The organism is Reinekea sp. G2M2-21 (assembly GCF_015687175.1).
Classification (GTDB): domain Bacteria; phylum Pseudomonadota; class Gammaproteobacteria; order Pseudomonadales; family Natronospirillaceae; genus Reinekea.
Window position 1 is genome coordinate 1,423,676 of sequence record NZ_JADPQG010000001.1, and the last position, 25,635, is coordinate 1,449,310.

The 25,635-nt window shown below is 47.7% G+C and carries 19 protein-coding genes and 1 tRNA gene; 3 read left to right on the forward strand and 17 right to left on the reverse strand.

What is annotated here, in order from left to right; translation table 11 throughout:
- Window positions 1-23: 23 nt before the first annotated feature.
- The 10 genes from fliJ to fliS form a co-directional block, all read right to left on the reverse strand.
- The gene (gene fliJ / locus IYN85_RS06580) at window positions 24-455 is read right to left on the reverse strand and encodes a flagellar export protein FliJ (protein ID WP_196158019.1); all 432 of its coding nucleotides are present in this window, start codon (window positions 453-455) and stop codon (window positions 24-26) included.
- A complete protein-coding gene (fliI, locus tag IYN85_RS06585; protein WP_196158020.1) occupies window positions 452-1,864 on the reverse strand; it encodes a flagellar protein export ATPase FliI in 1,413 nt (470 codons plus the stop codon). The genes fliJ and fliI overlap by 4 nt, the downstream gene beginning before the upstream one ends.
- Window positions 1,842-3,320 carry a flagellar assembly protein FliH gene (locus IYN85_RS06590; RefSeq protein WP_196158021.1) on the reverse strand — a complete coding sequence of 493 codons (1,479 nt, stop codon included), beginning with the start codon at window positions 3,318-3,320 and terminating at the stop codon, window positions 1,842-1,844. Before IYN85_RS06590 ends, fliI begins: the two co-directional genes overlap by 23 nt.
- 5 nt (window positions 3,321-3,325) lie before the next feature.
- The gene (gene fliG / locus IYN85_RS06595) at window positions 3,326-4,384 is read right to left on the reverse strand and encodes a flagellar motor switch protein FliG (protein ID WP_196158022.1); all 1,059 of its coding nucleotides are present in this window, start codon (window positions 4,382-4,384) and stop codon (window positions 3,326-3,328) included.
- Window positions 4,377-6,149, reverse strand: coding sequence for a flagellar basal-body MS-ring/collar protein FliF (gene fliF / locus IYN85_RS06600; protein WP_230390507.1), 1,773 nt, complete (start codon window positions 6,147-6,149; stop codon window positions 4,377-4,379). Before fliF ends, fliG begins: the two co-directional genes overlap by 8 nt.
- A 29-nt stretch (window positions 6,150-6,178) precedes the next feature.
- Window positions 6,179-6,622, reverse strand: coding sequence for a flagellar hook-basal body complex protein FliE (gene fliE / locus IYN85_RS06605; RefSeq protein WP_196158023.1), 444 nt, complete (start codon window positions 6,620-6,622; stop codon window positions 6,179-6,181).
- A 549-nt stretch (window positions 6,623-7,171) separates the two neighbouring features.
- A complete protein-coding gene (locus IYN85_RS06610; protein WP_196158506.1) occupies window positions 7,172-8,590 on the reverse strand; it encodes a sigma-54 dependent transcriptional regulator in 1,419 nt (472 codons plus the stop codon).
- On the reverse strand, window positions 8,590-9,816 hold the full coding sequence (locus IYN85_RS06615) for a PAS domain-containing sensor histidine kinase (RefSeq protein ID WP_196158024.1): 1,227 nt from the start codon (window positions 9,814-9,816) through the stop codon (window positions 8,590-8,592). Before IYN85_RS06615 ends, IYN85_RS06610 begins: the two co-directional genes overlap by 1 nt.
- Before the next feature lie 171 nt (window positions 9,817-9,987).
- The gene (locus IYN85_RS06620; RefSeq protein ID WP_196158025.1) at window positions 9,988-11,451 is read right to left on the reverse strand and encodes a sigma-54 dependent transcriptional regulator; all 1,464 of its coding nucleotides are present in this window, start codon (window positions 11,449-11,451) and stop codon (window positions 9,988-9,990) included.
- Between the two features lie 283 nt (window positions 11,452-11,734).
- The gene (gene fliS / locus IYN85_RS06625) at window positions 11,735-12,145 is read right to left on the reverse strand and encodes a flagellar export chaperone FliS (protein WP_196158026.1); all 411 of its coding nucleotides are present in this window, start codon (window positions 12,143-12,145) and stop codon (window positions 11,735-11,737) included.
- 302 nt (window positions 12,146-12,447) lie between these two features.
- Here fliS and IYN85_RS06630 point away from each other — a divergent pair, with 302 nt between their 5' ends.
- The gene (locus IYN85_RS06630; RefSeq protein ID WP_196158027.1) at window positions 12,448-14,526 is read left to right on the forward strand and encodes a class I SAM-dependent methyltransferase; all 2,079 of its coding nucleotides are present in this window, start codon (window positions 12,448-12,450) and stop codon (window positions 14,524-14,526) included.
- A 116-nt stretch (window positions 14,527-14,642) separates the two neighbouring features.
- Here IYN85_RS06630 and nhaD read toward each other — a convergent pair whose 3' ends face one another.
- The 3 genes from nhaD to IYN85_RS06645 all read right to left on the reverse strand — a co-directional run bounded on the left by nhaD (window position 14,643) and on the right by IYN85_RS06645 (window position 17,555).
- Window positions 14,643-16,052, reverse strand: a complete 1,410-nt coding sequence (nhaD, locus tag IYN85_RS06635; RefSeq protein WP_196158028.1) for a sodium:proton antiporter NhaD — start codon at window positions 16,050-16,052, stop codon at window positions 14,643-14,645.
- 320 nt (window positions 16,053-16,372) lie between these two features.
- Window positions 16,373-17,107, reverse strand: coding sequence for a tRNA-uridine aminocarboxypropyltransferase (locus IYN85_RS06640; protein WP_196158029.1), 735 nt, complete (start codon window positions 17,105-17,107; stop codon window positions 16,373-16,375).
- 371 nt (window positions 17,108-17,478) lie between these two features.
- Window positions 17,479-17,555 (reverse strand) — tRNA-Arg (locus IYN85_RS06645).
- Between the two features lie 241 nt (window positions 17,556-17,796).
- Here IYN85_RS06645 and IYN85_RS06650 point away from each other — a divergent pair.
- Window positions 17,797-20,430 carry an alpha-amylase family glycosyl hydrolase gene (locus IYN85_RS06650; protein WP_196158030.1) on the forward strand — a complete coding sequence of 878 codons (2,634 nt, stop codon included), beginning with the start codon at window positions 17,797-17,799 and terminating at the stop codon, window positions 20,428-20,430.
- An 89-nt stretch (window positions 20,431-20,519) separates the two neighbouring features.
- Here the strand turns inward: IYN85_RS06650 and IYN85_RS06655 are convergent, their stop codons facing one another.
- Complete coding sequence (locus tag IYN85_RS06655; RefSeq protein ID WP_196158031.1) at window positions 20,520-20,894, reverse strand: DoxX family protein; 375 nt, start codon at window positions 20,892-20,894, stop codon at window positions 20,520-20,522.
- A gap of 109 nt (window positions 20,895-21,003) precedes the next feature.
- On the opposite strand from IYN85_RS06655, the gene IYN85_RS06660 reads away from it, so the two are divergent.
- The gene (locus tag IYN85_RS06660; protein WP_196158032.1) at window positions 21,004-21,882 is read left to right on the forward strand and encodes a LysR family transcriptional regulator; all 879 of its coding nucleotides are present in this window, start codon (window positions 21,004-21,006) and stop codon (window positions 21,880-21,882) included.
- A gap of 130 nt (window positions 21,883-22,012) precedes the next feature.
- On the opposite strand, the gene yghU is transcribed toward IYN85_RS06660, so the two are convergent.
- The 3 genes from yghU to IYN85_RS06675 form a co-directional block, all read right to left on the reverse strand.
- Window positions 22,013-22,876 (reverse strand): glutathione-dependent disulfide-bond oxidoreductase, encoded by an 864-nt coding sequence (yghU, locus tag IYN85_RS06665; RefSeq protein ID WP_196158033.1) that lies wholly within the window; start codon window positions 22,874-22,876, stop codon window positions 22,013-22,015.
- Window positions 22,877-23,014: 138 nt separating this feature from the next.
- Window positions 23,015-24,349, reverse strand: coding sequence for a DUF1552 domain-containing protein (locus IYN85_RS06670; protein WP_196158034.1), 1,335 nt, complete (start codon window positions 24,347-24,349; stop codon window positions 23,015-23,017).
- A gap of 130 nt (window positions 24,350-24,479) precedes the next feature.
- Window positions 24,480-25,634, reverse strand: a complete 1,155-nt coding sequence (locus tag IYN85_RS06675) for a DUF1592 domain-containing protein (RefSeq protein ID WP_196158035.1) — start codon at window positions 25,632-25,634, stop codon at window positions 24,480-24,482.
- Window position 25,635 lies beyond the last annotated feature (1 nt).

The window sequence follows — 25,635 nt, forward strand, 5'->3', positions numbered from 1 at the left end:
GACAAGTATGGTTGTGCTTTAAATTAACTGAAACGTTGGTTAATCAGCTCATCAATTTGCTTCTGTTCTTGTTTATCGGCCGCTATTGCTTCTTCCATAGATATTTTATCGATATATTGCGCAATATTTTTTCGACGCTGATAGAGTTCACGCCATTTATCGAGAACCTGCTGCTCTCTTTGACGCCAAGACATGATGGTTTGCTGTTGACGGCTAGAAAGATCTTCGAGCTGATCAATGAAGCCCTGAGTTCTGCGCCATTGCTGCATGCTGATACCTTCAGCACCCTGTTGATTCAAATAACCCCGGTATTCCTGCTGGTATTGCTGGAGTTCCTCCAGTCGTTTTTCTTCCAATTCAATCTGGTTTCTGACCTGCGCCAAGGCTTGGCTAGCCTGATCTTCGCGTTGTTTGGCCAGCCGAATGACGATTTCCAATCGCCCTGCACGACTCATGAATCAGAAACCGTTCTCTTACCACGAATCGGGCGACCGCCGGCCATGGCTTGGCGATTACCCGTTGCAGTGGCGGGAGCACTGGCCCCTAAAACACCTTTAAGTAACTGCACGGAAGGCTCAAAAGGCACTTGCTCCTTCAAGCCCTGTCGGAGGAAATCCCGGAGGGTTGGGTACAGCGCAATCGCCCGATCAATTTCATGATTGCTGCCTTTGTTGTACGCGCCAATAGAGATCAGATCCCGATTCTGAGAATACAAAGACCACAACTGCTTAGCCTGTTGCGCCAACTTCAGGTGCTCTTCGCTGATAACCTGCGGCATTACTCGTGAAATGCTTTGTTCAATATCAATAGCCGGATAGTGCCCCTCCTCTGCCAGTTTTCGATTTAACACGAAGTGGCCATCCAAAATGGCTCGTGACGAGTCAGCAATGGGGTCCTGCTGGTCATCGCCTTCCGTTAGCACGGTATAGAACGCAGTAATGGAACCGCCGCCTTGTTGTGCATTACCGGCACGTTCGACTAACTGCGGGATACGGGCGAAAACTGAAGGCGGATACCCTTTCGTTGCCGGCGGTTCGCCAATCGCCAAGGCGATTTCCCGTTGTGCTTGAGCATACCGAGTCAGAGAATCCATCAACAACAGAACAGATTTACCCTGTGCCCGAAAATATTCTGCAATTGCGGTAGTGTACTGTGCTGCCCGTAATCTCAGCAGCGGCGCATCATCTGCCGGAGAAGCCACGACAACGCTGCGGGCCAAGCCTTCGTCGCCGAGTATTTCTTCGATAAACTCTTTTACTTCACGTCCTCGTTCGCCAATCAACCCCACAATCGTGATGTCTGCGTTAGTAAACCGGGTCATCATACCGAGCAAAACGGATTTACCGACGCCGGAACCAGCGAACAAGCCTAAACGCTGGCCTCGCCCTACGGTTAACAGGGAATTAATGGAGCGAATGCCGACATCAAGAGGCTCCCGAATAGGTGCGCGGTGCAAAGGATTGATGTACTCGCCATTCAAACTTTGTTGCGCTCGGCAGTGCAATGGCCCCTTGCCATCAATAGGTTCACCAAAGCCATTGACTACCCGCCCCAGTAATTCATCACCAATAACCAGTTCATTAGCCGACTCTAACGGAACAACACGTGCACCCGCGCGCAGGGTATGCACGGCTTCAACCGGCATGAGAAAGGTTTGGTTGTCATGAAACCCCACGACTTCGGCTTCAATGCTCTGCCGACTGTCTACCACCAAACAGCGCTGCCCGATGGAGGCATTTAAGCCAACCGCTTCTAAAGTTAGCCCCACCATACGGGTCAAGCGACCCTGACAAACCGGTTCGTCTTTACCGGGTACCCAAGCTTCACAGCCGGCAATGAAATCAGTCAGTGGTGTTTGGCTCATGACCGTCCTTATCGCCAGGTTCGGTGGCTTCGGTTGTTATTCCAGATTCGCTGTCGTCTCCCGTCACCTCAGGGGCATTTGCGGCTTCTTCAAAGGCCTTCTTGTTCGGTGTTTGAATAGTCGACTCAAATGCATTGCTGACATCATCACCAGACTCTTCAGGCATACTAGATGTTTGTGAGACGTTTTCGACGGTGTCCGACTCGAAGATTTTATCAACAGGTTCAACAGGTGCAGATGCCTGATCAGTTTGGTGTAGAGATTGATCATCGAGCAGCGCTTCACGTTCTGGTTTATCCGCAGATACTTGTGTCGTAGAGCTATCTGGCGAAATTGACGTAGATTCGCCTGCCACTGAAGAATCTTCCGGCTCAACAGCCAAGTTTGTATCGTGATCTTTAAATACCACCTGTTGGTCACTTGACGAAACGGTTTCGGCTTTAGGTTCTGGTTCAGATTCGGGTTCAACATATGAGGATGATTCGTCTGTCGTTTTCAGAACGGTATCGTCGTTATTTTCGATGACGTCGGCAGGATCGGCCATCTCGTCGGTTGCCGTTTCAGCCGGTTGAGGATCATCGCCCGCATCGATATTTTCATCAAGCGTGACGGTAGATTCATCTGAGTGCCCTGTGCGCATCAAATAATCGGATGATATCGGAGACTTAACTTTCTGTTCGTCAACATGCTCAAGGTGCGATATAAGGTGGTTAACCGCATTATCGAACCGGTGCTCCAGACTGTAATCCACATAGCTGAAACCACTCTTTACTTTACACCCACCGGTGGTGATGCTGTCATCGGCTACCAGCGTCCAATGCGAATCGGCAAAGGTTTTAACAAAATCCACTTCATCCGGATTCAACAGCACCGTTAATTTCTCATCTGGGTTTGGCAGGCTTTGTACGGCAGCGTGCACAATTACGCTGATATGGTTGGGTTTTAACCGCAATTCATCTTGAATGACCTGACGGGCAATGCGCACAGACAAGGACAGCAATGCCTGCTCCAGTTCATGCTGCTCTGTCGCAATTTGATTTTTTAACTCGGCGGACACGCTTTCTAAGACCGTTAGTTTATCGTCCGTTTTTACGCGTTCTTCGGCTAAAGCTTGTTCGCGACCGGCCGTGGTACCGGCCGTCAGCCCTTCTTGGTATCCGGCATCATAGCCTTCTTTCTTTCCGGCCGTGAGCCCATCTCGTTGTCCTTGGGTCATTCCTGTTTCGTAGCCTTGCTCGAAACCCTCGTTATAAGCATCCTCGCGAATGGCTTCGACTTCTTTCAATGTTGGGAGACTAACTTTTGTTTCAACAACATCTTCTACTTTGGTCGGTAACGGTTGTGGTTTCTTTTTTTTCGTTATGAGATTTCCGTGCCGATCCCAACTGGGCAGTTCAAGATTCTCAACGTTAGGTACCTTATTGTGTCGCAATATGGATTTGTTGGAAGACGACATAAGCGTTACAACATTTCTTCACCGCCGGCGCCACCCAGGACAATTTCACCTGAGTCTGACATCCGACGCGCAATACCCAATATTTCTTTCTGAGCCAGTTCAACCTCTGACACTTTAACCGGCCCCATGGCTTCCATATCGTCTTTTAGGATTTCGGCAGCACGTTTGGACATATTTCCGAGTATCTTGTCAGCGAGGTCACTGTCTGCGCCACGTAAGGCAATTTTGAGTGAATCGGTTGATACTTCACGAAGCAGACTTTGAATGCCACGGTCATCGACATCAATCAGATTATCAAAGACAAACATCAAGTCTGAAATCTCGTTGGCCAGATCTTCATCCACCTCTTTAATACCGTCCATAATCTCTGCTTCAATGCTCGATTCGAGGAAGTTCATAATTTCGGCCGCGGTTTTTACGCCACCCAACGTTTGCGATTGAGTACCAGCGCTGGCCGAGAATTGCTTTTCAAGAATAGAGTTGAGTTCCTGTAATGCGGCCGGCTGAACACTTTCCAATGCGGCGACACGCATAACAATATCTAGGCGTACTTTTTCCGGAAATTGTGCGAGGACTTCACCGGCTTGGTCCGGTTCGAGGTACGCCAGTACAATGGTTTGAATCTGCGGATGCTCGTTGCGAATAATGTCAGCAACAGCTCGTGGCTCCATCCACTTTAATGTGTCAAGACCAGTGGTATTACCACCCAACAGGATACGGTCGATCAAACCAGCCGCTTTGTCTTCCCCCAAGGCTTTGGTCAGCATATTACGGATGTATTCGTCCGCGCCGATACCCAGCCCGGTTTGGCCACCGACTTCTTCTAGGAATAATCGTACAACACCTTCAATTTGTTCCTGCTTGACTTCCGGTATGGATGACATGGAAGTACCCACCCTTTGAACCTCTTTTGGCCCCAGGTGTTTTAATACTTCGGCTGCGTCGGCTTCGCCAATACTCATCAATAACATTGCTGCCCGCGTTTGCAGAGGAACACCATCCAGCACTTTTTCATAGCTGGAAACATCGGACTGTACTGGTAAATTTCGATTATTCTCAGTCATTACTCATTATCCAACGCTTCAGGACTAACGCGACTCTACCCGGATCTTCAGCGATTAATCCGCGTAATGCGTCTAATTGACGCTCAAAGCTTTCAGACGGGCCCGGCAACGAATATTCGTCAACGGTATTCAGAGTTACCCGATCGTCCGCAATCATATCTTCATCAACATCAAGCTGGGCCAAGGCGGCATCCTCTAAGCTTTCCTGTTGTTCATCTTCGCCTTTGGCCAGAAGATTACGCACGGCCGGGCGCAGAATCCCGAATATTAAGATTAGTACAAAAAGTCCCGCCAGGAGCTGTTTTGCGATTTCCCAGAACCAGGGTTCTGCGTAAAACGGTGGTTGTTCAATGGACTCATCTCCGGCCAAAAACGCCGAATTGATGACGTTAATACTGTCGCCACGGCTGGCATCGTAGCCTACTGCGTCCTGAACCAGTGTTCTTAGTCGGGCAATCGAGGCTTCATCCCACGCTTGACTGACTGTATCACCCGTATTTGGGTCGGTCGTTTGAATGTCATCCACGACCACTGCTACCGTTAACCGACGTACACGGCCCTGTTGGAACTGGGTAAAGCTCAGTGTTCTATCGACTTCGTAATTGATCGTAGCTTCATCTCGACTGGATTTAGGCGGTTCTGAGGCATTGCCGGCATTTGCTGCATCTTCTGGTGCTTCTGCATCTGTGGGAGGCTGGTTTGTCAACGCTCCGGGGATGCCGCCGTTATTCTCACCAATACGTTCTTCCTTAATGGTCTGTTCGCTGCGTTTGGCGATCAAATCGGGATTGTAGAGCTCTTCTGCCTGCTCCACTTTGGTAAAGTCGATATCGGCTGACACTTCTGCTTGAAATTTATCGCTACCAATTATGGGCGACAAAATGGAATTAACTCGTGCCAACAGATTCTCTTCAACCTTGCGTTGATATTCAAACTGGCGGTTGGTCATCTCTTCTTCGATATTCTGATCATCGTCACTCAACAACCGGCCGCGTTGGTCGACGATGGATACATTTTCATCTTTCAATTCTGGAATGGATGTAGAGACCAGGTTGCGAATCGCTTTAACCGAATCTTTGTCCAGTTCTGCTCCGGCATAAAGCTCAGTAAACACCGATGCAGTCGGCTCGCGCTGATCACGGACAAACACAGATCGCTTGGGAATTGCCAAATGTACTCGAGCCGTCTTAACCTGATTGATGGATGAAATTGTGCGCGCCAGTTCGCCTTCTAGGCTGCGCAGGTAACGCGCGTTTTCCATGAACTGCGACTGCCCCAAAGGTTGAGACTGATCAAGTAATTCATAACCAACGGTTTGATCATCTGATAGGCCAGCACCAGCAACCGCCAACCTTGCCTGGTGAAGATCAGCCTGCTTTACCAACAAAATACCGCTAGCAGGTTCAATGTCGAAATCTATTTTATTTGCCTGCAATACTTCAATGAGTTCGCGGGCGTCATAACTGTTTGTGCTGTTCATCAGCGGACGATAAGAGTCTTTCTGAGACCAGAGAACCACGCCTAATCCCAACGCAATACTCGCGGCCAACCCAATAAGCAAACCAAACTGACGCATCATCGTCAGTTTGTTAAAACCGACAACTAATGGATGCAAACGGGAAACGCCCGAATCATCTTTTTCCATCAGATCTGACCGCTCAGTTGCCATCGCGGTACTGCTGTTTGCAGGCGCTGAAACTGATTGGTTACCGCTAGATGCAGTGGACATTTCGGTGCCTGTAGCGGCGGGTACGTTTTCAGTCATGTTGATTCAGCCTATCTTGGCAGGCCACATTAGAGTGGCATATTGATTATTTCTTTGTACGCTTCAATCATCTTATTGCGTACCTGAGTCATGGCTTGAAAAGACACGCTGGATTTCTGTAACGCAATCATAACTTCTGGAAGATCTACTTTCGGGTCACCCATTTCATAACGAGTCGACAACTCTTTTGCGGCTCGTTGATTGTCGTTTACTGTGTCCACAGCAGACTTGAACATGTCACCGAAAGACGGCACATCACCGGTAGGTGTTACCGCATGTTGGGTATCTGTCTGCACCCCACTACTGCCGGAGACGCCCGAGACTTCATTTGCGTTGTTTATCTGTTTGCGCATTTGTTCAATGGTATTTGCAAACTGGCTTTCACCCGTAGTTTGCTGAGTAGGCGGCGTAACCTGGCTGCGCAACGATCGCATTTGTTCCAGAACGCCCTGTATGTCAACTCGATCTACCATACCCACCTCGACCTGCGTCAATTTTCAGTCTATTTATCCGAAGGTTTGTTTAAATTCTTGCTGACTTTGACAAGATTCAGTCGCTATTTAAAAAAACTTCCGCTCTCAGGAAGGAATTTGCAAAGGACAGGCCAACTTTTTCCGCTATTTCGACAATTTCCGTTTTCTCGTTGTTTTGCCCACATCAAGAAGCCATGATTGTGACGAGCGAAGAGTGACAAATTAAGGGTATCTCTAAGAAGTCCGTCGATCTCTGCGCGAGTAAGAGCAGCGTGTAAAACAAGGCAAACACTGAAGGGAATGACGGGTTCTTTTCAAAGTGTTTAACGAAGTTTTGTGCATCGCTAGCCTGCGCCCTTTGGGGACTTAGGAGCGACCTTATGCCTTTGTTGAAAATTCTTAACTTAGCCTGCCAGGGTTTAAAACTTTCGCCTTGCTCTTAGCTCGTTCTTTAATCCAGAGTTAGATTAACGTTCTAGAGTTGCCTTTAAGGTTTAAAAAAAACCGGCAAGCAGCCGGTCAATGAAATTACAGAGATGTGAAAAGGTGCTAGCGGATTTCCGCGATGGCCGAATCAACATCCATACCGAGGTCGCGCATCCTGGCCAGTTTATAACGTAATGTCCTGGATGAAATACCTAAGTAGTCTGCCGCTTTGTTTTTGCGCCCATTATGAATACGTAATGCATCGAGAATAAGCTCAAACTCCTTGTGCTTTAAACCTACATGTATATTGTCCTGACGACTCGTGCTTGGATCGTCACACTGCTCTGTTGATTCGTAGTGGTCTACATTCTCCTGTCCCAAGGTCAATTGGTCGCGACGAGGTTCAAAGTCGATCAGATGCTCTCCGCTGATTCCAAGATCATTCGAAGTTACAAAAGTGCCGCTTTGCAAAATGAGGGCTCGCTGAATTGCGTTGTCCAGTTCACGTACGTTGCCAGGCCAATGATGTGCCAACAACGCCGATCTTGCGCTTTCATCTAAAGCCAAACCAACTTTCTGCATTTTTTTGGCGTGCTTTTTCAACAACTTTTCTGCCAGAGGAATGATATCGGCTTTTCGTTGACGCAGCGGTTGCCAAGACAACGGAAACACACTCAAGCGATAGTAAAGGTCTTCACGGAATCGGCCAGCTTTAACTTCTTCAACCAAAGAACGGTTCGTTGTGGCCAACACCCGAACATCCAAGCTGATTATTTTTCGACCACCAATTCGCTCAACTTCTTTTTCTTGCAGAACACGCAGCAATTTAGCTTGGAGGCTTAAATCCATTTCCGATATTTCATCTAACAGCAATGTCCCCCCATTGGCCTGTTCAAACTTCCCGGGCTGACTGTTCACCGCTCCAGTAAAGGCTCCTTTTTCATGACCAAACAAGGTGGCTTCCAACATGTTTTCCGGGATGGCAGCACAGTTAATAGCCACAAAAGGACCGTCTAATCGATCTGAGTGCGTATGTATATATCGGGCCAGGACTTCCTTACCAGTGCCGGATTCACCGCTGATTAAAATGGTACTGTCACTGTTCGCTACTTTTCTCGCCAGAGCCAAAACATGTTGACTAGAGGCGTCAAAAGCAACGGGCTCATCCGCCTGTTTCCTGCTCACTGGACCATGTTGTTCGATCAACTCGATCAGTTGTTCTGGTGCAAATGGCTTTACCAGGTAATCCACTGCCCCATTTTGCATGGCATCGACCGCTCGATCCACTGCCGCATAGGCCGTGACCAACAGCATCGGGATTTGCGGATAATTCTGCCTTACATGGGCAAGCAGTTCATGACCACTGATTCCCGGCATACTGACATCTGAAACGATAAAATCGAACGAATGATCCTTCAGTTTCTGGATCGCTGCTTCACCGCAGTCCGCAGCAATTGTCTTGTAACCATGTAGCGCTAGAGTGTCAGTCACTGCTTCACGTAAATTGGCATCATCTTCCACGATTAATAACTTCACTGCGATTACCTCTCAAGAAAAACAGGCAAATACGCCCGAAATTCGGTTCCGGTTCCAGGCTCACTGAAAATCTTCAACTTGCCGTTATGGGCCTTAATGGTAGCGATCAGCACAGGAATACCTAGCCCGGTGCCATAGCTTTTAGTGGTAAAAAAAGGTTCTTGAATTTTTTCGATTTGCTGTGGCGTTAATCCTGGACCTTCATCTTTAAAAACAAATTCAATGTGCTCGCCATTGGGTAAAGCGCTAACTTTAATCAAGCTGTCCGAACCCGATGTTGCTTCAAGAGCGTTATTAATGATATTCATAAAAGCGCTGATTAAAGTATCCGCCTGACACTGTATGTGAGCGTCTGGAGCCGCGACTGACCAACGAATACGTGAGAACTGTGAATTCGGCAACCCAGCAGCAGACTCCTGCAACAAAGCAACGATGCTGGCGACAGATAGCCTGTTTATGAGCTGAGCTTCTCCTTTTACAAAAAGCAGCATGTCTTGAACCTGTTTTTCAAGATGATTCAATCGACCCACCAATTTATCAGCAAACTGAATTTGCATCTCGCGATCCAATGCTGGATTTTTCATATTCGATGCATAAAGCATGGCGGCTGATAATGGGGTTCGGATCTGATGGGCCAAGGACGCTACCATTTGGCCCATTGCGGTCAGTCGTTCCTGACGCGCAACCTGCGCCTGCAGCGCACGCGTCTCGGTTTGGTCTGTCATCATGATTAACTGACCGGAATTGTCGAGCGCGCTGGTTGCTAAGTTCACCAAACGACCATCTTTTAAACTGACTTCGTGATAATCAGTTTGCTTAGGAGCAAATACAGCCCGTACAATTCGCGCCCAAGGCTGACCTAGCAGATTGACAGCTTCGGAGGCGCCCAGAGCAGATTGAATCCATTGCTCGGCTGTCGGGTTCACTTGTCGAATCAACCCCTTATTATCCAAGACAATCACTGCAGCCGGCATTAAGCGCAGTAAACTTTCCAGTTGCTCTGCAATACGTTCTTTTTCGTTTAATTCTTTTAGCCTTTGTTCTGAGAGCGTTGCCAGTTCACCACTGAGTTCAACGACACGTTTTTCTAAAACGAAGTAGCTGTCGGACAGCTGCTCACTCATTGAGGTGAAGGCGGTAAATGCTTTCTGCAAATCTTCGATCGACTGTTTATTCAACGTCGGAGACTCAGATAAAGGCATTGAATTTTTAATTGCTGGTACCGCTTGCATAGGCATACATTCAAAACTTTGACAGTTAAATGACTTATTGCAAAGCTAATGCCAGCTTTGTTTTAAAACTAAGTACCGAGGAAACTGACGATAAAACAGGTTGTTAAGGCATAAAAAAGCCCTGTTAAAACAGGGCTTTTTGGGGGGTTATTTCGATTGGAACAATCGGATTCAGTTCATCATTTCGCGGCGGTTGATATCGTACTTACGCATTTTTTCAACCAGTGTCGTCCTGCGGATATGCAGTTTTTCAGCGGCGCGAGCCACAACACCCTGCGCATCATCGAGCGCTTGCTGAATCAAATTGCGTTCCAGATCGGTTAGATATTCTTTAAGATCCAGACCATTCACCGGCAACAAAGCTGCTGATTGTTCTGTCATTGGCATCGCCATCGGCCGCGATTCTTCGTAACCGTCTATGACGGATTTCGGTAGAATGTCTTCATCCATTTCATCGACATGGCGATACTTCATTGGTAACTCTTGAACACCAATAACGCCGTAAGGATGCATAATAACCAACCGTTCAACCAAGTTAGCCATTTCACGAACATTGCCCGGCCAATCGTGCTGAACCAGCGACATAATGGCTGCAGAATTAAAACGGATAGATCCGCGCTTCTCATTTTCCAAGCGCGAGACCAGTTCGTTTAACAACAAGGGGATATCTTCATGTCGCTCCCTTAGAGCTGGCATTTCAATTGGGAACACATTGAGGCGGTAGTAAAGGTCTTCACGAAAATCGCCTTTCTCAATCATCTCTTCCAAATTTCTATGAGTAGCGGCGATCACACGTACATCAGCGGTAAAGGTTTTTGACCCACCAACGCGCTCAAAAGTACGTTCTTGCAACACACGCAACAACTTTACCTGCATGTTCAACGGCAAATCACCAATTTCATCGAGGAACAGTGTCCCTCCTTCGGCCATTTCGAAGCGGCCCGCCCGTGAAGTAATTGCCCCTGTAAAAGCACCCTTTTCATGACCAAATAATTCACTCTCAATCAGTTCTGCCGGAATGGCGCCACAGTTAACCGGGACAAAGGGCTTATGACGACGATGCGAATTGTAGTGCAGATTACGGGCAACTACTTCTTTACCAGTACCACTTTCACCAGTAATTAGCACCGTGACTTCTTTATCAGCCACTTGAGCCATCATCTCGCGGACGGTTTGCACATTACGACTGCTGCCGACCAAACTACGGAACAGGTTTATTTCGCGGCGCTGATCACGTCCACGCGTCAAATCATATTGTTCACGGTACATCTGGGCTCGATGCAAGGTATCCAGCAGTTTGTTGTACGTTGGAGGAAAATTGATTTTGGCAATAATTCGGGAGCGTAAATCATCGTCCAATAACTCACTTTCCGGATGATCACCGAGTAGGATAATAGGAAGCCCAGGATCCCATTCCCGGATCGATTCGACCGCGCGATTAAGAGCCTGCCCGACATCACCCATTAAAATTCCTACGATTTCACTGGTTTTTTCTACCTCTTGTTTGGCAGTTTCCAACCATTGCGCCCCATCCACTACTACATTTTCTTCACCTAAAAAGTCGAGAATCACTTTCAAATCATGTCGACGCTGATCGTTATTATCGACCAGCAACAGTTTGATTTCTCTCCACATGTAAAATGCTCCCTACTCTCAAATACTTGGACAAGACTATTAATATATTTTCGAACGCCGTCAATATTTTGGCTTCGAGTGTTAGGGGCAAGTTAAGACTCAAATTTACATTTAGTCAAATAACTGACTGAGTTTTTTTGTCACTACGCCAGAAAAAGTATTGGTTAGAAATGAGGGTTAAGAAGTGTCTAATAATTGAACGATGCTCAGAAATTAAACAAGATTAGATAGCCGACGGTTGCGGCAAAATGTCAGAACCGTCGGGTGAAGTTATCGGTCGAAACTATTTTGGCTGATTGCCACCTAATGTTTCCAATGCCTGGTCACGAATTTCATCCCAGGCGGATTTAATCTGCAATAGTAGTCCGTTTACTTCATCGAGCATTTCGATACTGTTGCGAACATTAGCTTCGAACAGTCGTCGAATCATATAGTCGTATAGTTTTTCGAGGTTATAAGCCAGCTCTCCCGCATCAAAGTTCAGACTTTCCTGCAGTCCACCAATGATATTGATGGCCGAATTAATCTGACTGCTTTTTTTGTCGTATTGCTTCCGCTCGATATGACCTTTTGCTGAGGATATCCGTGCAGTGGCACCTTCAAATAATAATTGAACCAGGCGATGGGGATCAGCATCCACAATAGACGTTTGAGTGCCGACAGACTGATACTCTTTTATACCCTGTGCATACATGGTGTTACCTCTTGAAATGTCTTTTCAGAACCAGTGGATGGCGAGCCCAACGGAACGATGCATTCCTGAGCGGAAGTACGTTGCACGCATGAGCTTAGACGAGTTATCGGCAGGTCCGGCAAAAATTTTAGTAATTTTTCGTCAACATTCCAGTAAGAAAATTGATGTGGCTGGCAGCGGAAGCAGGGGTGGCACAGGCATTGCTGTATGGAAAATAGCCAACGTATCGCGGATAAATGAGGTGAATAATTTCCGTTTTCCGCAAAAAACGGCAAAAAACAGCAAAAAGACAGGGCCCTCTTATGGCACAAGCATTACGAACACACTCAGAAACGGATGATTCGCTGCTAGACTTAAAAGCAGGTCAAACGCTTGATCCAAAAACGCTGAAGAACCTACAGCGCAGAGCGCTTTATCACTATGAGAAGAGCCTGAATTCAAAAACTCGCAGCGAGCAAACGGTTCTTCACCGTGGGCATGCAAAAGACATTGCCAATCAGTTACGCGCTTTCGATTCATCCCGAACGGTCGCTCTGAACCTATTAGGTCGTATTGCACTCGATGAAGGTTTTTATCAGCTGGCGGAACATCACTTATCTGAGGCGCTGCAGAATAGCGCCAAAGATGCAGGATGCTGGTATTCACTGGGCCACGTAAAACTCGCTCAAAAAAGACATGATGAAGCGCTTTCCTGTTTCGCAAAAGCGCTGGATATTGCCCCAAGGGGGACACGTGCAGCTACCTCAATTGCCTACACCCTGGCGCAAAAAGGGCGTGTAGTCGATGCTTTTCAGGCTTACCGAAATCTATTCCAGGTTCATCCAGATGACCAACACATTCAAGCGAAACTGTTTGAAATTCTGCCACTGATACAGGCCGACTATTATCAGCCGGAACTGGAGAAGGATGTAATTCGTTGGTTGAGCATGACACAAGTTAATCACCAGGCGCTAGCCCCATTGGTGATGTCATTGCTGAAGCATAAGTATCGGTTATACGACCAAAACGCGGTCATTGACATTCAGGACTTGGCGAAAGACAAGATGCTGTCCCTATCGCTGGGGAAAATATATTTTACCGATAATGCTCTGGAAAAGTTCATTGCTCTGATTCGCAAACAAGTCCTGCTCAATTGTATCGCCAGTGAATACAGTGACCGCGCCCTGCTTCGCCTGTCGTCCCATTTGGCCTTACACGCTGAACATAATGAACATGTTTATGCCTATGACGAAAGCGAGAAGGACATCATCCTTGCGTTGCGAAACCTGATTGAAGATGTAGGTGAACAGCGCCCAGAATATATAGCTGAAATAGCACATCTAATCGTTCTGTATGCTATGTATGAACCTTTGTCGCGAATGCAAAGCGTGAACGCGATTCAAAGCACACGTGTTGAAAGTTGGCCAGACTACCTACAGCAATATGTGTCACATGCCGTATTCAGTGTGCTGAAAGAAATTGAATTAGCGAAACGTATTCCGCAATTAAGTCACATTTCGGATCCGGTTTCTTTAAACGTGAAAAATCAATATGAAGAAAACCCATACCCTCGTTGGCTGCACTTGGGCTACAACACGCCAACAAACTATGGTCGTGCGTTAGAACGAGAACTGGTTGGATTCAGAGCGCCAGAATTTTTTAACATGGGTACCATCAACGTGCTCATCGCCGGATGTGGGACCGGCAAACATGCTTTGAAAGTGGCGCAGTATTTCCGCAACGTCGATGTTTTAGCCGTGGATCTAAGCAGACGATCGCTGGCTTATGCGAAACGCAAGGCGACTGAACTGGGCATAAAAAACATCCGCTTTTTATGTGCTGACATCCTTGAACTCGATCAACTGGAAGAGTCGTTTCATGTAATTGAGTGTTCGGGTGTTCTGCACCACATGAAAAACCCGGAAGCGGGTTTAGCGGTACTTAATCGGAAACTTCACAAACGCGGCTTACTAAAACTGGGGTTGTATAGCTACCGTGCACGCAAGATTGTTCGACAGATGCGCCAGGTGATTCAGGACTATGACTTACCCGCGTCTGCGCGTGGTATCCGGACCTTAAGACAAGCCATATTGGAAGGAAGAATGCCTTATGATTTTCAAGGCATTTTATCCAGCCAGGATTTTTACTCGTTAAGCGGTTGTCGGGACCTGCTGTTCCACGTTCAGGAAACCCAATATGAACCGAACGAGTTGAAAACCTTCATACAACGGGAAAATCTGTCGTTCCTGGGATTTGTTTTACCTGAAACGACGCGGAACGAATATCGAAACACATTCCCTAATGACTCCTCCTTAACGGAATTGCAAAATTGGCAACGTTTTGAAGAACAGCACCCCACAATCTTTGCCGGAATGTTTCAATTCTATGTGCAGAAGAAATAAGTAAGCCATGAAGAACTACCGCGTAAGCACCCAACTAAGGTGAGATTAAATTCCCTACTCTAAAAACAACAACTCCCGCTGAAGCGGGAGTTGTTGTTTTATATCATAAGAATAAATTAGCCGTTGATCAGGAAGTGGGCCCAGATAGAGGCAAAATATCCCAACATAATGACTGGTGACCATTTCAGATGGCTGAAAAAGGTGTACTTGCCACGCGCTTGCCCCATCAGAGCGACACCGGCTGCAGAACCAATTGACAACATTGAGCCACCAACACCTGCCGTTAACGTCACCAACAACCATTGAGTTAAGTCCATTTCAGGTTGCATGGTTAACACAGCAAACATCACTGGAATGTTATCCACTATCGAAGAAGCAAAGCCTACTAATATATTTGCCGTAGTTGGTCCCAATCCGACATATACGGCTTCAGAAGCCATAGCCAGATAACCGATGAAACCCAAACCACCCACGCTTAAAATAACTCCGTAGAAGAAGAACAGAGTGTCCCATTCAGACTGGGCAATTTTAGCAAACACGTCAAATTCGTATGGATCTGCTGAGCCGACCGGCGGATTTTCAGCATTTCGCTTCCAACTCATTGAGCGACGGCTCAGGTAGTAGCCAAACAATTTTAAATAGCCCAGACCGAACATCATGCCGTAAACCGGTGGGATGTGGAAAAAGTTATGGAAACTTACCGCGGTGACAATAGTCAAGACGAACAAAAAGATGATGCTCAAACCGCCATGCTTCATGATACGCCCAGAGGCGTACTTTAATGTAGCTGCTTTCTCAGGAGTTCCATGCGGAATGGCAAAATGCATAATAGCCGCTGGTACCACAAAGTTAACCACCGATGGTATAAACAATACGAAGAATTCTTCGAAATGAACAACGCCTTTTTGCCATACCATCAGTGTGGTGATATCACCAAATGGGCTGAATGCACCGCCAGCATTAGCGCCGACCACTATGTTAATACAAGCAATAGCAACAAACTTCGGCTCATTTTTACCGACAGTTAACACGACTGCACACATAATCAGTGCAGTCGTCAGATTGTCAGCCACCGGAGAAATAAAGAAGGCTAATATGCCGGTCAGCCAAAACAGCTGGCGGTAGCTGAACCCACGTTCAACCAGCCAATTACGCAGTGCTTCAAACACGCCGCGTTCCATCATAGCGTTAATATAGGTCATCGCCACCAACAGGAAGAAGAACAATTCAGCGTATTCCAAGAAATTGTGCTGAATACCTTCTTTCACCGCGTGTGTTAAGCCATTGGAGGAATAGGCAATCGCGATTAGAATCCAAATGATCCCAGCGGAAATCATGACTGGTTTAGATTTAGGGAGGTGTAACTGCTCTTCAAAAATAACAAATGCGTAGGCAATGACAAATACAGCGATAGCTGCATATCCAACCCAGTGATGAGTGAGTTCGAGCATTTCGGTGGCTTCCGTCGAGGCCATGGCAACTGTCGGCAACGCAAGCATCGCCAGTAAGGAAATGAGTACTCTCATTCGTTGACTCCATTTTTATCGATATTGAGTGAGAGCACTGAGTCAATGATCTCACTCAATATTTGGATGTTTGAATGGACGCGCATTATGAGACTATACATAAATTTTGCAATGCTTCAGGCAAGGCATTAGGCGCACTTTGAGTGAGAATCGTTAAAATATATAAAAAACTTATCTCTATTGCGGAAGTGAGCGAAATTTCGCTACTATCAGATGCCTCAAGCAGGCCATTTTGAATACAATTAAGATCACTTTACGAAGGTAGCAAACGCAGTGAAATTGCCTTGGTGACCAAAAATCCTATATGAATGAACCTGTTGCTAAACCCGCTCTTTTAATGTCAGCTTTGACAAGCGATCTTCCGAAGTCGGGTCGCCTACATTTTCACGCTTTACGCCCTGTTGATAACGGTAGCTGAATAAATCAAACCAAGTACTCAGCAACGTGCCATTGTGAGATTCCTGCATGGCACTCAGCACCATTGAGGCGACTTCCGCCGTAGCCAACTGATGCTCTTGAGTGGCTTTACGAACCAGATATTGAGAAACGCGTTCTGGCGTCATGGATAAGACAGGAAACCGATCCAAATACGGACTCTTGCGGAACATCTTTTTTGCTTCTCGCCAAGAACCATCCAACAGAATAAACAGTGGTCGTCTGTCACTCGGCCAAACCGGTCGATCAATGAAGGTAGGACGATTCGGTTCGACATACGCCTGCGGGAACACCACAATTGGGTACCAGCTATCGTCAACCAAAACGTCCAATAACGCTTGTTCTACTTCGGTACGTTGCCAGATGAATGCGAAAGTATCGACAAATATGTCTGCAATTAGCTTACCGGTATTCGAAGGCTTTAGTACTTCGTCATCATAATAAAGCAATACGAACCCCGCCTGACTGTCAGCCTGCGGCCTCAACCCACAGATACAGAACTGCTGATCGATACGACATTGAGGGCAGCGAATAACACTACCACCCCGGGCCTTAAATGCTTTGGTACTGCGACTGATTCGTTGTTCAAACAATCGATGGACAGCGTGCTTTGGTGGCATGGAAATAACAGAAACGGCGACGACCCGGCATTATAGCGTTAACGGATTGAAATAGAATGCTTTGGTTTCCTGCGGGCTGAGCGCTGACGTTCGCACCGTCATAAATGCCCTGTATGGCCGCGCCAAATAATCTCTCATCTATTGTCTGAGACACATAACAAGAACTGGATAAAAAAGAGAATTGACGAAATTCAAAATGGCGCGTCGGACCGCCGCACCGCCGGAGAGATGCGCTTCGCGGCCCTTCGGGTCGAACTCTAACGTTCGTACGGGCATAAATGCCCTATTTGGCTGCGCCAAATAATCTCTCTTCTATAGCCTGAAACACATGGCAAGAACGGGATGAAAATGAGATTTTACGAAATTCAAAATGGCGCGCCCGGAGAGATTCGAACTCCCGACCAAGTGGTTCGAAGCCACCTACTCTATCCAGCTGAGCTACGGGCGCACTAGGATTGTTCTGAACTGAACGGCGCACATTGTAATGTCGGCGCCACAATAATGTAAAGCAATTTACTGAAGAAATTCTCGCAAATATATGATTTAGCAGGTTTTTTTAGAGTGACTACTCCCAAGCGCTCAGGTTTGTATCCAGCGTCGTAAATTCCACCCGGCGTCAATATCACATCACAGGGGAGAAATATAAAGCGCCATAATGCCCCAAAATAACAAAACCAACAGGATGTACGATGCCTTTGAAAACTCAAAAGCAGGCTCTGTCTGCGTTTAAATTAGCCACACTTTCGGCAGCCATCACTCTTACCGGTTGCAGTCTGTTGCCTTTGGCGAACAGGGCCCCGGAGCCGGTACTGCATGTTCCTTCGCCAGACTGGAGTGAACAGATTATTTATTTTGTCATGCCGGACCGGTTTGACGACGGTGACCCAAGCAACAACGATCAGGGGGCTGGTGAATATGACCCGGCCGACCACCGTCGTTACAGCGGTGGCGATATTAAAGGTATCGAGAATCGTCTCGACTACATTGAAGGGCTGGGTGCGACCGCAATTTGGTCAACTCCCTTGGTTGCCAATCAGTGGTACGACAATTACGTTGATTACAGTGGCTATCACGGCTATTGGGCCCGTGATTTTAAAGCGGTCGATGAGCACTACGGTACATTGGCAGATTTACAATCTTTGTCCCGAAGCCTGCATGGCCGCGGTATGTATTTGATTCAAGACATCGTTTTGAATCACACCGGCAATTTCTTCAATTATGTGGATAACGACTACAACCCTGAAAACCCATGCGAGTTTTTTGAACTGAATATTGGGAATCCGCCGACGGATGCGCCAACCCAACCGTTGCTGACACTTAACGACGCCTGTAACCCAGAACATCGCGAAGCGGGTATTTATCATTTCACACCGGTCATTCGCGACTTTGAGAACGAACAGCAAGTGTTGAATTACCAGCTGTCGGATCTCGATGATTTAAACACTGATAACCCGGTCGTCAGAGACATGTTGAAAGACAGTTATGCGTACTGGATTAAAGAAGTCGGGGTAGATGCGTTCCGGGTCGATACCGCGAAATACGTCTCACACGACTTCTTCAATGATTTTTTTCATTCTGAAGACGGCATCAACGCCGCCGCCAAAGCAACCGGACGCGACGATTTCTTTTCCTTTGGTGAGATTTTCGATTATTCCGCGCCCTATTCCGATGCCGGTGATGTCAAAGTCGCTTCATTCAAAGGGTCTGAATCCAAACCTGAACTGTCCAGTGTGATCAATTTCCCGCTGCAAGGCTCTATGCGCGCCGTATTCGCTACGGGCTACCCAACGGCAGAACTGGGGTATCGATTGGAAACCATGGGCAAGATTCACGGTGACACCACGCGGCTGGTGAACTTTTTGGATAACCACGACATGGACCGTTTTGTGAAAGTGGGCTCGCCTGCTGCGTTCCGACAAGCGCTGACGTCGCTGATGACGTTACCAGGCATCCCGGTTATTTATCAGGGTACGGAGCATTTGTTTACGGGTCAGCGGGATTCCATGTTCGCCGGCGGTTACGGCAGTGATGGCATTAACCACTTTGATAACACCGATGGGATGTATCAGTTTATTGCGCGATTGTCGCAGTTGCGCAAACAGCATCCTGCCCTTACGCGCGGGGAATTGAAGGTTGTCGCCAAGAACACCGAACGGGCGGGTATTTTTGCCTATACCCGAACCTTTAAAAACGAAAACCTATTGGTTCTATTTAACACTGCCAGTCACGGGCTGCTCAGCACCGGCTTAGATCTGGGACTCGACAGCGGCCTTTCAATGCCGGTCCTGTTTTCAACCCACGATGCTGCTCAAGCCTATCAAACCGATAAGAACGGTAAGCTTGCCGTTGCATTGCCGGCGAATTCTGCGCTGGTGTTGGATATCTCTGGCAAGGGTGGTAAGAATTCTCTAGCCCTGGGCTTCGCCAGTTTCGGCTTTTTAGCCAACAAACCGATAACGGCTGACCTGGCGTTCAAAGGTACGATCGCGTCACCTGACATCAGCGAATTACTGCTGGTAATTGATGGTAATCTGGACAAAGCACTGCCCGTTAACATCGCACCTTCCGGTAAAAATTTCACGGCTACGTTACCCATTGACTATTTCCCAGTGGGCGAAACCAATCACACCTACTCTATTTATTCGCCGGAACTGGGCACAGCAACCAACGATTTGCCGTTTACGTCCTTCGTTGAAATCAGTGCTGAAGAAACCATTTCGCACGTTGATGATGCGGAAGGTGACGATACCGGTGCTGGCTACCCACTGGACACAACCTTTGCCGACCGGCAAATGGATATTCTGTCCGTCACCGTTGCCCGCAGTGATCTCTATGTAGACGTGACCATTCAACCGAAAGCGACAACTGTATATTGGTCCCCCACCAATAAATTTGACCACGTTCGCTTCCATTTAATGTTTGATCTGCCAAATATGGATTACAACGCGACTGTCATGCCGTTTGTACAGGCTGACATGCCCGCTGGCACCAGTTGGGACCTAATGGCTTCTGTGGATGGATGGAGTAATGCAGCCTATTGGGCAAAAGACAGCGGTCCTGAGGCTTTTGGTACGGCCGCCAGTCCGGCACCTGCGATTAAAGTCGATGCAAAAACCGGTGAAATAAAATTACGTTTTGATGCATCTCTTTTCGGCAAAACAAAGAATATTGCGGGTGGCAAGTTGTATGTGACGACTTGGGACTACGATGGCGTAGGTGGCCTTTATCGTTCCATTTCACCAGAAGGGGGTCAATACACCATGCAAGGCGATGACCCAAATGCACCGTTAATTATGGACGATGTAATACTGACGATTGACTAAATAGCCACTGCTACCGAGTCGATAGAAGTCAAACCAATCCATTTAAAGGTTTTATCCAAGATATACAAAGGGCTTAACTTAAGCCCTTTTTACTGCGCCACAAGTCCTTTTAAACCTGCGGTTTGCTTACGGTGACTGGCAGCAATCAGAGCTGCAAACACACCAAGAACCACGGCGGGAACCGCACTCGGCTGTTGGTAAACCAGATGGTAATAAGTCGCGCCGATCATAATGATCGAAAGACCCGCCCCGGCCCAAGTAGCCAGCTTTTTAAACCAAATCCCTATGCCTCCGGCAATCTCAGCCGCGCCGATGAAATAGCCAAACCAAACTGGCAATCCCATGGCCAGAAATGAAGCATGCATCATTTCATTACCCATTAATTTAAAGCTGCCTGCACTAACAAATGCGAAGGTTGTTAGCGCTATAATCACACGCAACCCCCAGATTTTTGCTCTATTCATGATTGACTCCAATGTGTTGTTTGATACTTCCAGTTTCGCCTGCGTTAAACTAAATTAATATTTAATATTTTTTCGCATCTTATAAATATTTATTTAACCTAGAGGCGACATGACGCTGGAACAACTTAAGATGGTGGTGACGGTTGCGGATCTGGGCTCATTAAAACTAGCCAGTGAGCGACTGTTCAAAACGCAGCCTGCGGTAAGCCAGTCAATTGCTAAACTAGAGAGCTTACTTAGGATATCCCTTTTTGACCGCTCATCTTATCGACTTGAACTGACACTAGAAGGCATGAAAGTCTATCAACAGGCGAAGCGGGTTTTGGCAGAAGCAGATCGCCTCCAGCAGGTGGCGCTCTATTTATCGGCGGGCAACGAAACCAAACTGACGCTGGCTTTCGAAGCTTCCTATAACCTGAACCATTTATTGCCCGTATTGGAACAAACACAGAAGACCTTTCCGGAAACCCAAATCGTACTAAAACAGGAATACGTCTCCGGCGCCATTGAATCAATCCAAAAGCAGAAAGCAGACATAGCTATTTCCCCTATTCCTTCGCAGATCCGAGAACAATTGGCGATTAATTCCATTCCCGTTTACCAGGGAGGTCTGGTCTGCGTAGCAGCACCGAAACTGATCGACCGACACCCTGAATTAACGGCTTTGGATGAGCTGCTCAATGAGTATCAGATAGTTGTTCAGGACTCCGGTAGCCATACCGGTAACCGGGATATGGGGGTCAAAGAGGGGCAACGGCGATGGTATGCCAATGATTTTTCCACTAAGAAAATGCTGATCCTCAGCGGGATGGGCTGGGGCAAGATACCCGATTTTCTGGCAGAAAAAGAACTCGCCAATGGCGAGCTAGTTCTGCTTGAATTACCTGGAATGAATGCCCAAGAAACCCTCACGTACCACGCAATAACCGCTTCCAACAAGGTGTTAGGCCCGGTGGCGCAGTTCTTATGGCAATTGCTTAAAACCTGACAGAGATATTCAAAACGGGCCGTTCATTTTGGAATACCCGATGCCTAACCTTCTGGATCCCATCAGATCGATGACTGAGCATTGCTGTGTGTTTTGAAAAGGGCTCTGGCCTTTCCTAACAAACACACGCTTACCTCCTTCTTCGATCTGTCACTTGTCGGATGAAATCGCGATCATCGTGGCGTTCGCGCAGCTGATCTTCCGGTTCACCCCAAGTCCGATTAACTCGACATCCGCGCTGAACAGCCGGCCGCTCGGCAATCTGTCGCGCCCAGCGCACAACATGCGTATAGCTGGCGACATCGAGGAATTCAGCAGCATTATATTGATTATTGATCACCAGCCCGCCGTACCAGGGCCAGATGGCCATATCGGCAATGGTGTATTCATCACCCACCATGTAGTCATGTTCCTCCAGATGTCGGTTGAGTACATCCAATTGGCGTTTCACTTCCATGGCGTATCGGTTAATCGGGTACTCTAGCTTTTCCGGTGCGTACGCATAAAAATGCCCAAAACCACCGCCGAGAAAAGGTGCGCTTCCCATCTGCCAGAACAGCCAGTTCAGGCATTCCGTTCGTTTGTGGTCCTGAGGAATAAAGCGTTGAAATTTCTCCGCCAGATACAACAACATCGATCCGGATTCAAACAAACGGATTGGTTCTTTTCCAGAGCGATCCATCATCGCCGGAATTTTTGAATTTGGGTTAATGGCCACAAAACCGGAACTGAATTGGTCACCTTCATTGATGTCAATAAAGAAGGCATCGTATTGGGCACCCTGCTCTCCCACGGCCAATAACTCTTCCAGCATAATGGTGACTTTGACACCGTTAGGTGTCGCCAGTGAGTAGAGCTGAATGGGCTGTTTTCCAACAGGCAGCTCTTTGTCATGGGTAGGTCCGGCAATGGGCCGGTTTATCTTGGCAAAAGCACCGCCATTTTCAGAATCCCATTGCCATACCTTGGGGGGTACATAGGTTTGATCACTCATGGTTAATTTCAGCTGCCCTGTATACGATTAAATGACACAGATTCGCTGCGTTTTACGGCAACAAAGCTATATGACAGTTTGACCTTAGCAAAACACAGTTAACGGATGGATTTCAACCTGGCGGCGCTTATTGCGAGTTCACACATTACCAAACACATTCGGGATAGTTGAAATATCCCCACTGTAAGGCACGTCGGTTCCCGCCGCCCGCGCTAAGGTAGCCCATACCCGCTGAACATCAACCGCGGTGCCCATTTTCCAATGCGACCGTTCGCCTAACGGGGTCAGATCATAAAAACGACCGTTTCCTGAACCCGACTTTAACAAGCCTGAAGCGCCGCCTACCAATAGCATAGGCATGTCCTGCATGTGTTCGGGTGCACCGTCGGCCATTTCACTGGTAAACACGACTAACGTGTGCTGTAACAGGTTATCACCAGGGACGTCTGGGTCTGGGTATCGGGCCAGCTGGTCAAGCAGATATCTGGCTCGCTGAACATACCAACGACGGCTTTCACGCCACTCCGCAACATCGCCATAGCGGTGCGCGCAATCATGAGGATTACGGCTCGCCGATACGGATTTGAGCACGACCTGGTCAGCAGAGCGGCCAATCTGTAACGTTGCCACACGCGATGCGCCACAACTCATTCCGCCCACCAGGACATCAATGTGGGCATGGGTAACCTCATCACGGTAGTCCGCTGAATTGATCACGTTAGTATTGAATGCTGGCACCTCCGCGATACAACCACTGGCAACAGGTACCTGCTGCTCCAGGTCGTATTTCACTTGCTCAACCGCATCAAGATGCGTATCCAGTTTGGCTCGTTCTGCGGTACCCAATACGGAACGCAGTGCCTGTATCTGAGTATTGGCGGGGTCAAACAAATGCGCTCTTGATATTGACCCTCCACTGCTGCCACCGTTTGTGTTGATCCCGCTGTAAACCTGTTCAAATAAGAGGTTAGGATTAATTTCAGGAATTAATTTTGTGTTCCCTGAATAGGAAATGTTCCACTGCGCGCCCACGGTGGCATGTGGCCCTGCATAGATACGTTTTAGCGTCGTATTGGAACCGCGTAGTTGCTCTCCGAGAATAAGGTCAATACTGGTCTTGCTGCCAGCGCTATCGCGCAGAATATATTGCCAGGCGTTATGACCACCAGTGCCACTGGATAACAACAAACCCTTTAAGTAAAGTGACTGACTTCGATATGCTGCCAGCTCTTTACTCAGCTCATTCAGCGTAAATTGATCCGTATCCAACGCGTTGGCCTGAGGGAACCAAAGCCCGTTGGTGTAGCCTGCGTAAGCGTCTACCGCGAGCCCATCCGGAATCACCGCAAAGACAACTTTGAGTTTGGGATTACCAGTGGCGTATGCCAATCTTGCCATGCCACCCAGGCTCAACGGTGCGGCGATACCCGTTGCCATTAAACTTTTTAAGATTTGTCTTCGTGTGGTCGTCATTCTCGTAACCAGTTTCAATGAAATTAATGACAGTTTGCCGAGGTCAAGGCGCCAAACATAGGACATTTCAGTTCAGGGTTCAGACCAAGAGGACCGAAGAAAGAAGGAGGCCTGTCGCCTCCCATGTGTATCAATCTCGATCAGCACGAAACAAAAATGCTTCTGAATTCACGGTATCCGCAATCATGTTCCAGATCTTTCCGTCAGTTCGGAAATTTGCCGCTATCTGATCAACATTGACCTGCACATCACCATCCACTTCGTGGCCCGTCGTAAAGCGAAAGTAATTATCGACGAAGCAATCCATACCGACGTCACTGTTGGCCAGATATTCACTGAGATCCCGCGTATCTTTATAGGCGAGTAGCTCGATGCTCGCATCATTGCTGCGCAATACTCCAGAGGTATCCAGAGTCAATGTGACAGTAGCATCGTTATACGCCGCTTCCCTTGCCCGCAGGCGACCTGCTGCATCATAGGCCTCTAGCACCGAGCCCGGTTCATTCATCAGCTGGTGACATGCCCAACACTGCCCTTCACTTGCGTCGGGTCCGGTGATTACGTCCCATCGTTCACGCGTTGTGATCGGCTCGTGCGGCAAGTCTATTGCTGACGGATCAACTCCACTGGGAACACCCATCATGTGGCACATCATATTTTCACGGATCAGCTTTCCGCGTTTTACCAGCGATGTAGCTGTAAAATCAGAATTGTGAACCTGCAGAATGCCCTGATGCAACAAGCCACCCCGACTTGGAAGGGTTGCCACTTTTGTCATCGATGAACCACCCGGCGTTGAAAGGCCATACTGTTGTGCGAGGTCATCGTTAATAAAGGTGTATCCAGGGTTAAACAACTCGTCCAACGTCGCCTCACCTTGTGTCAAGGCGTACCGAACCGCCTCATTACGCTCTTGGTTCATGGCTTGAATCACTGAATGAGTGAGGTTAGGTTTTTCGGACAAATTGGCGGTGGTATTGGTGTAATACCGGACAAACTCAATTAAATGGTTCACCGCACGCGGGTCCTGCATCATCTTAGTCGCTTGTGCGTCGATTTGTGCCTGTGTCGATAACTGACCGGTGCCTGATTTTGATAACAGCTCAGCGTCTGGTGTTGTACCCCAAATCTGAAATGCCAGAGCAGTGGCGACTTCATAGTCAGTCAACTGATAGGCTTCTTTGTTTGCATTCCATTCGCCGAGTTCAGATCGATACAGAAACAAGGGCGACAACAACATGGCTGCGACCGTATCTTCGCGTCCATAGTTGCTTTGAAAAACCATA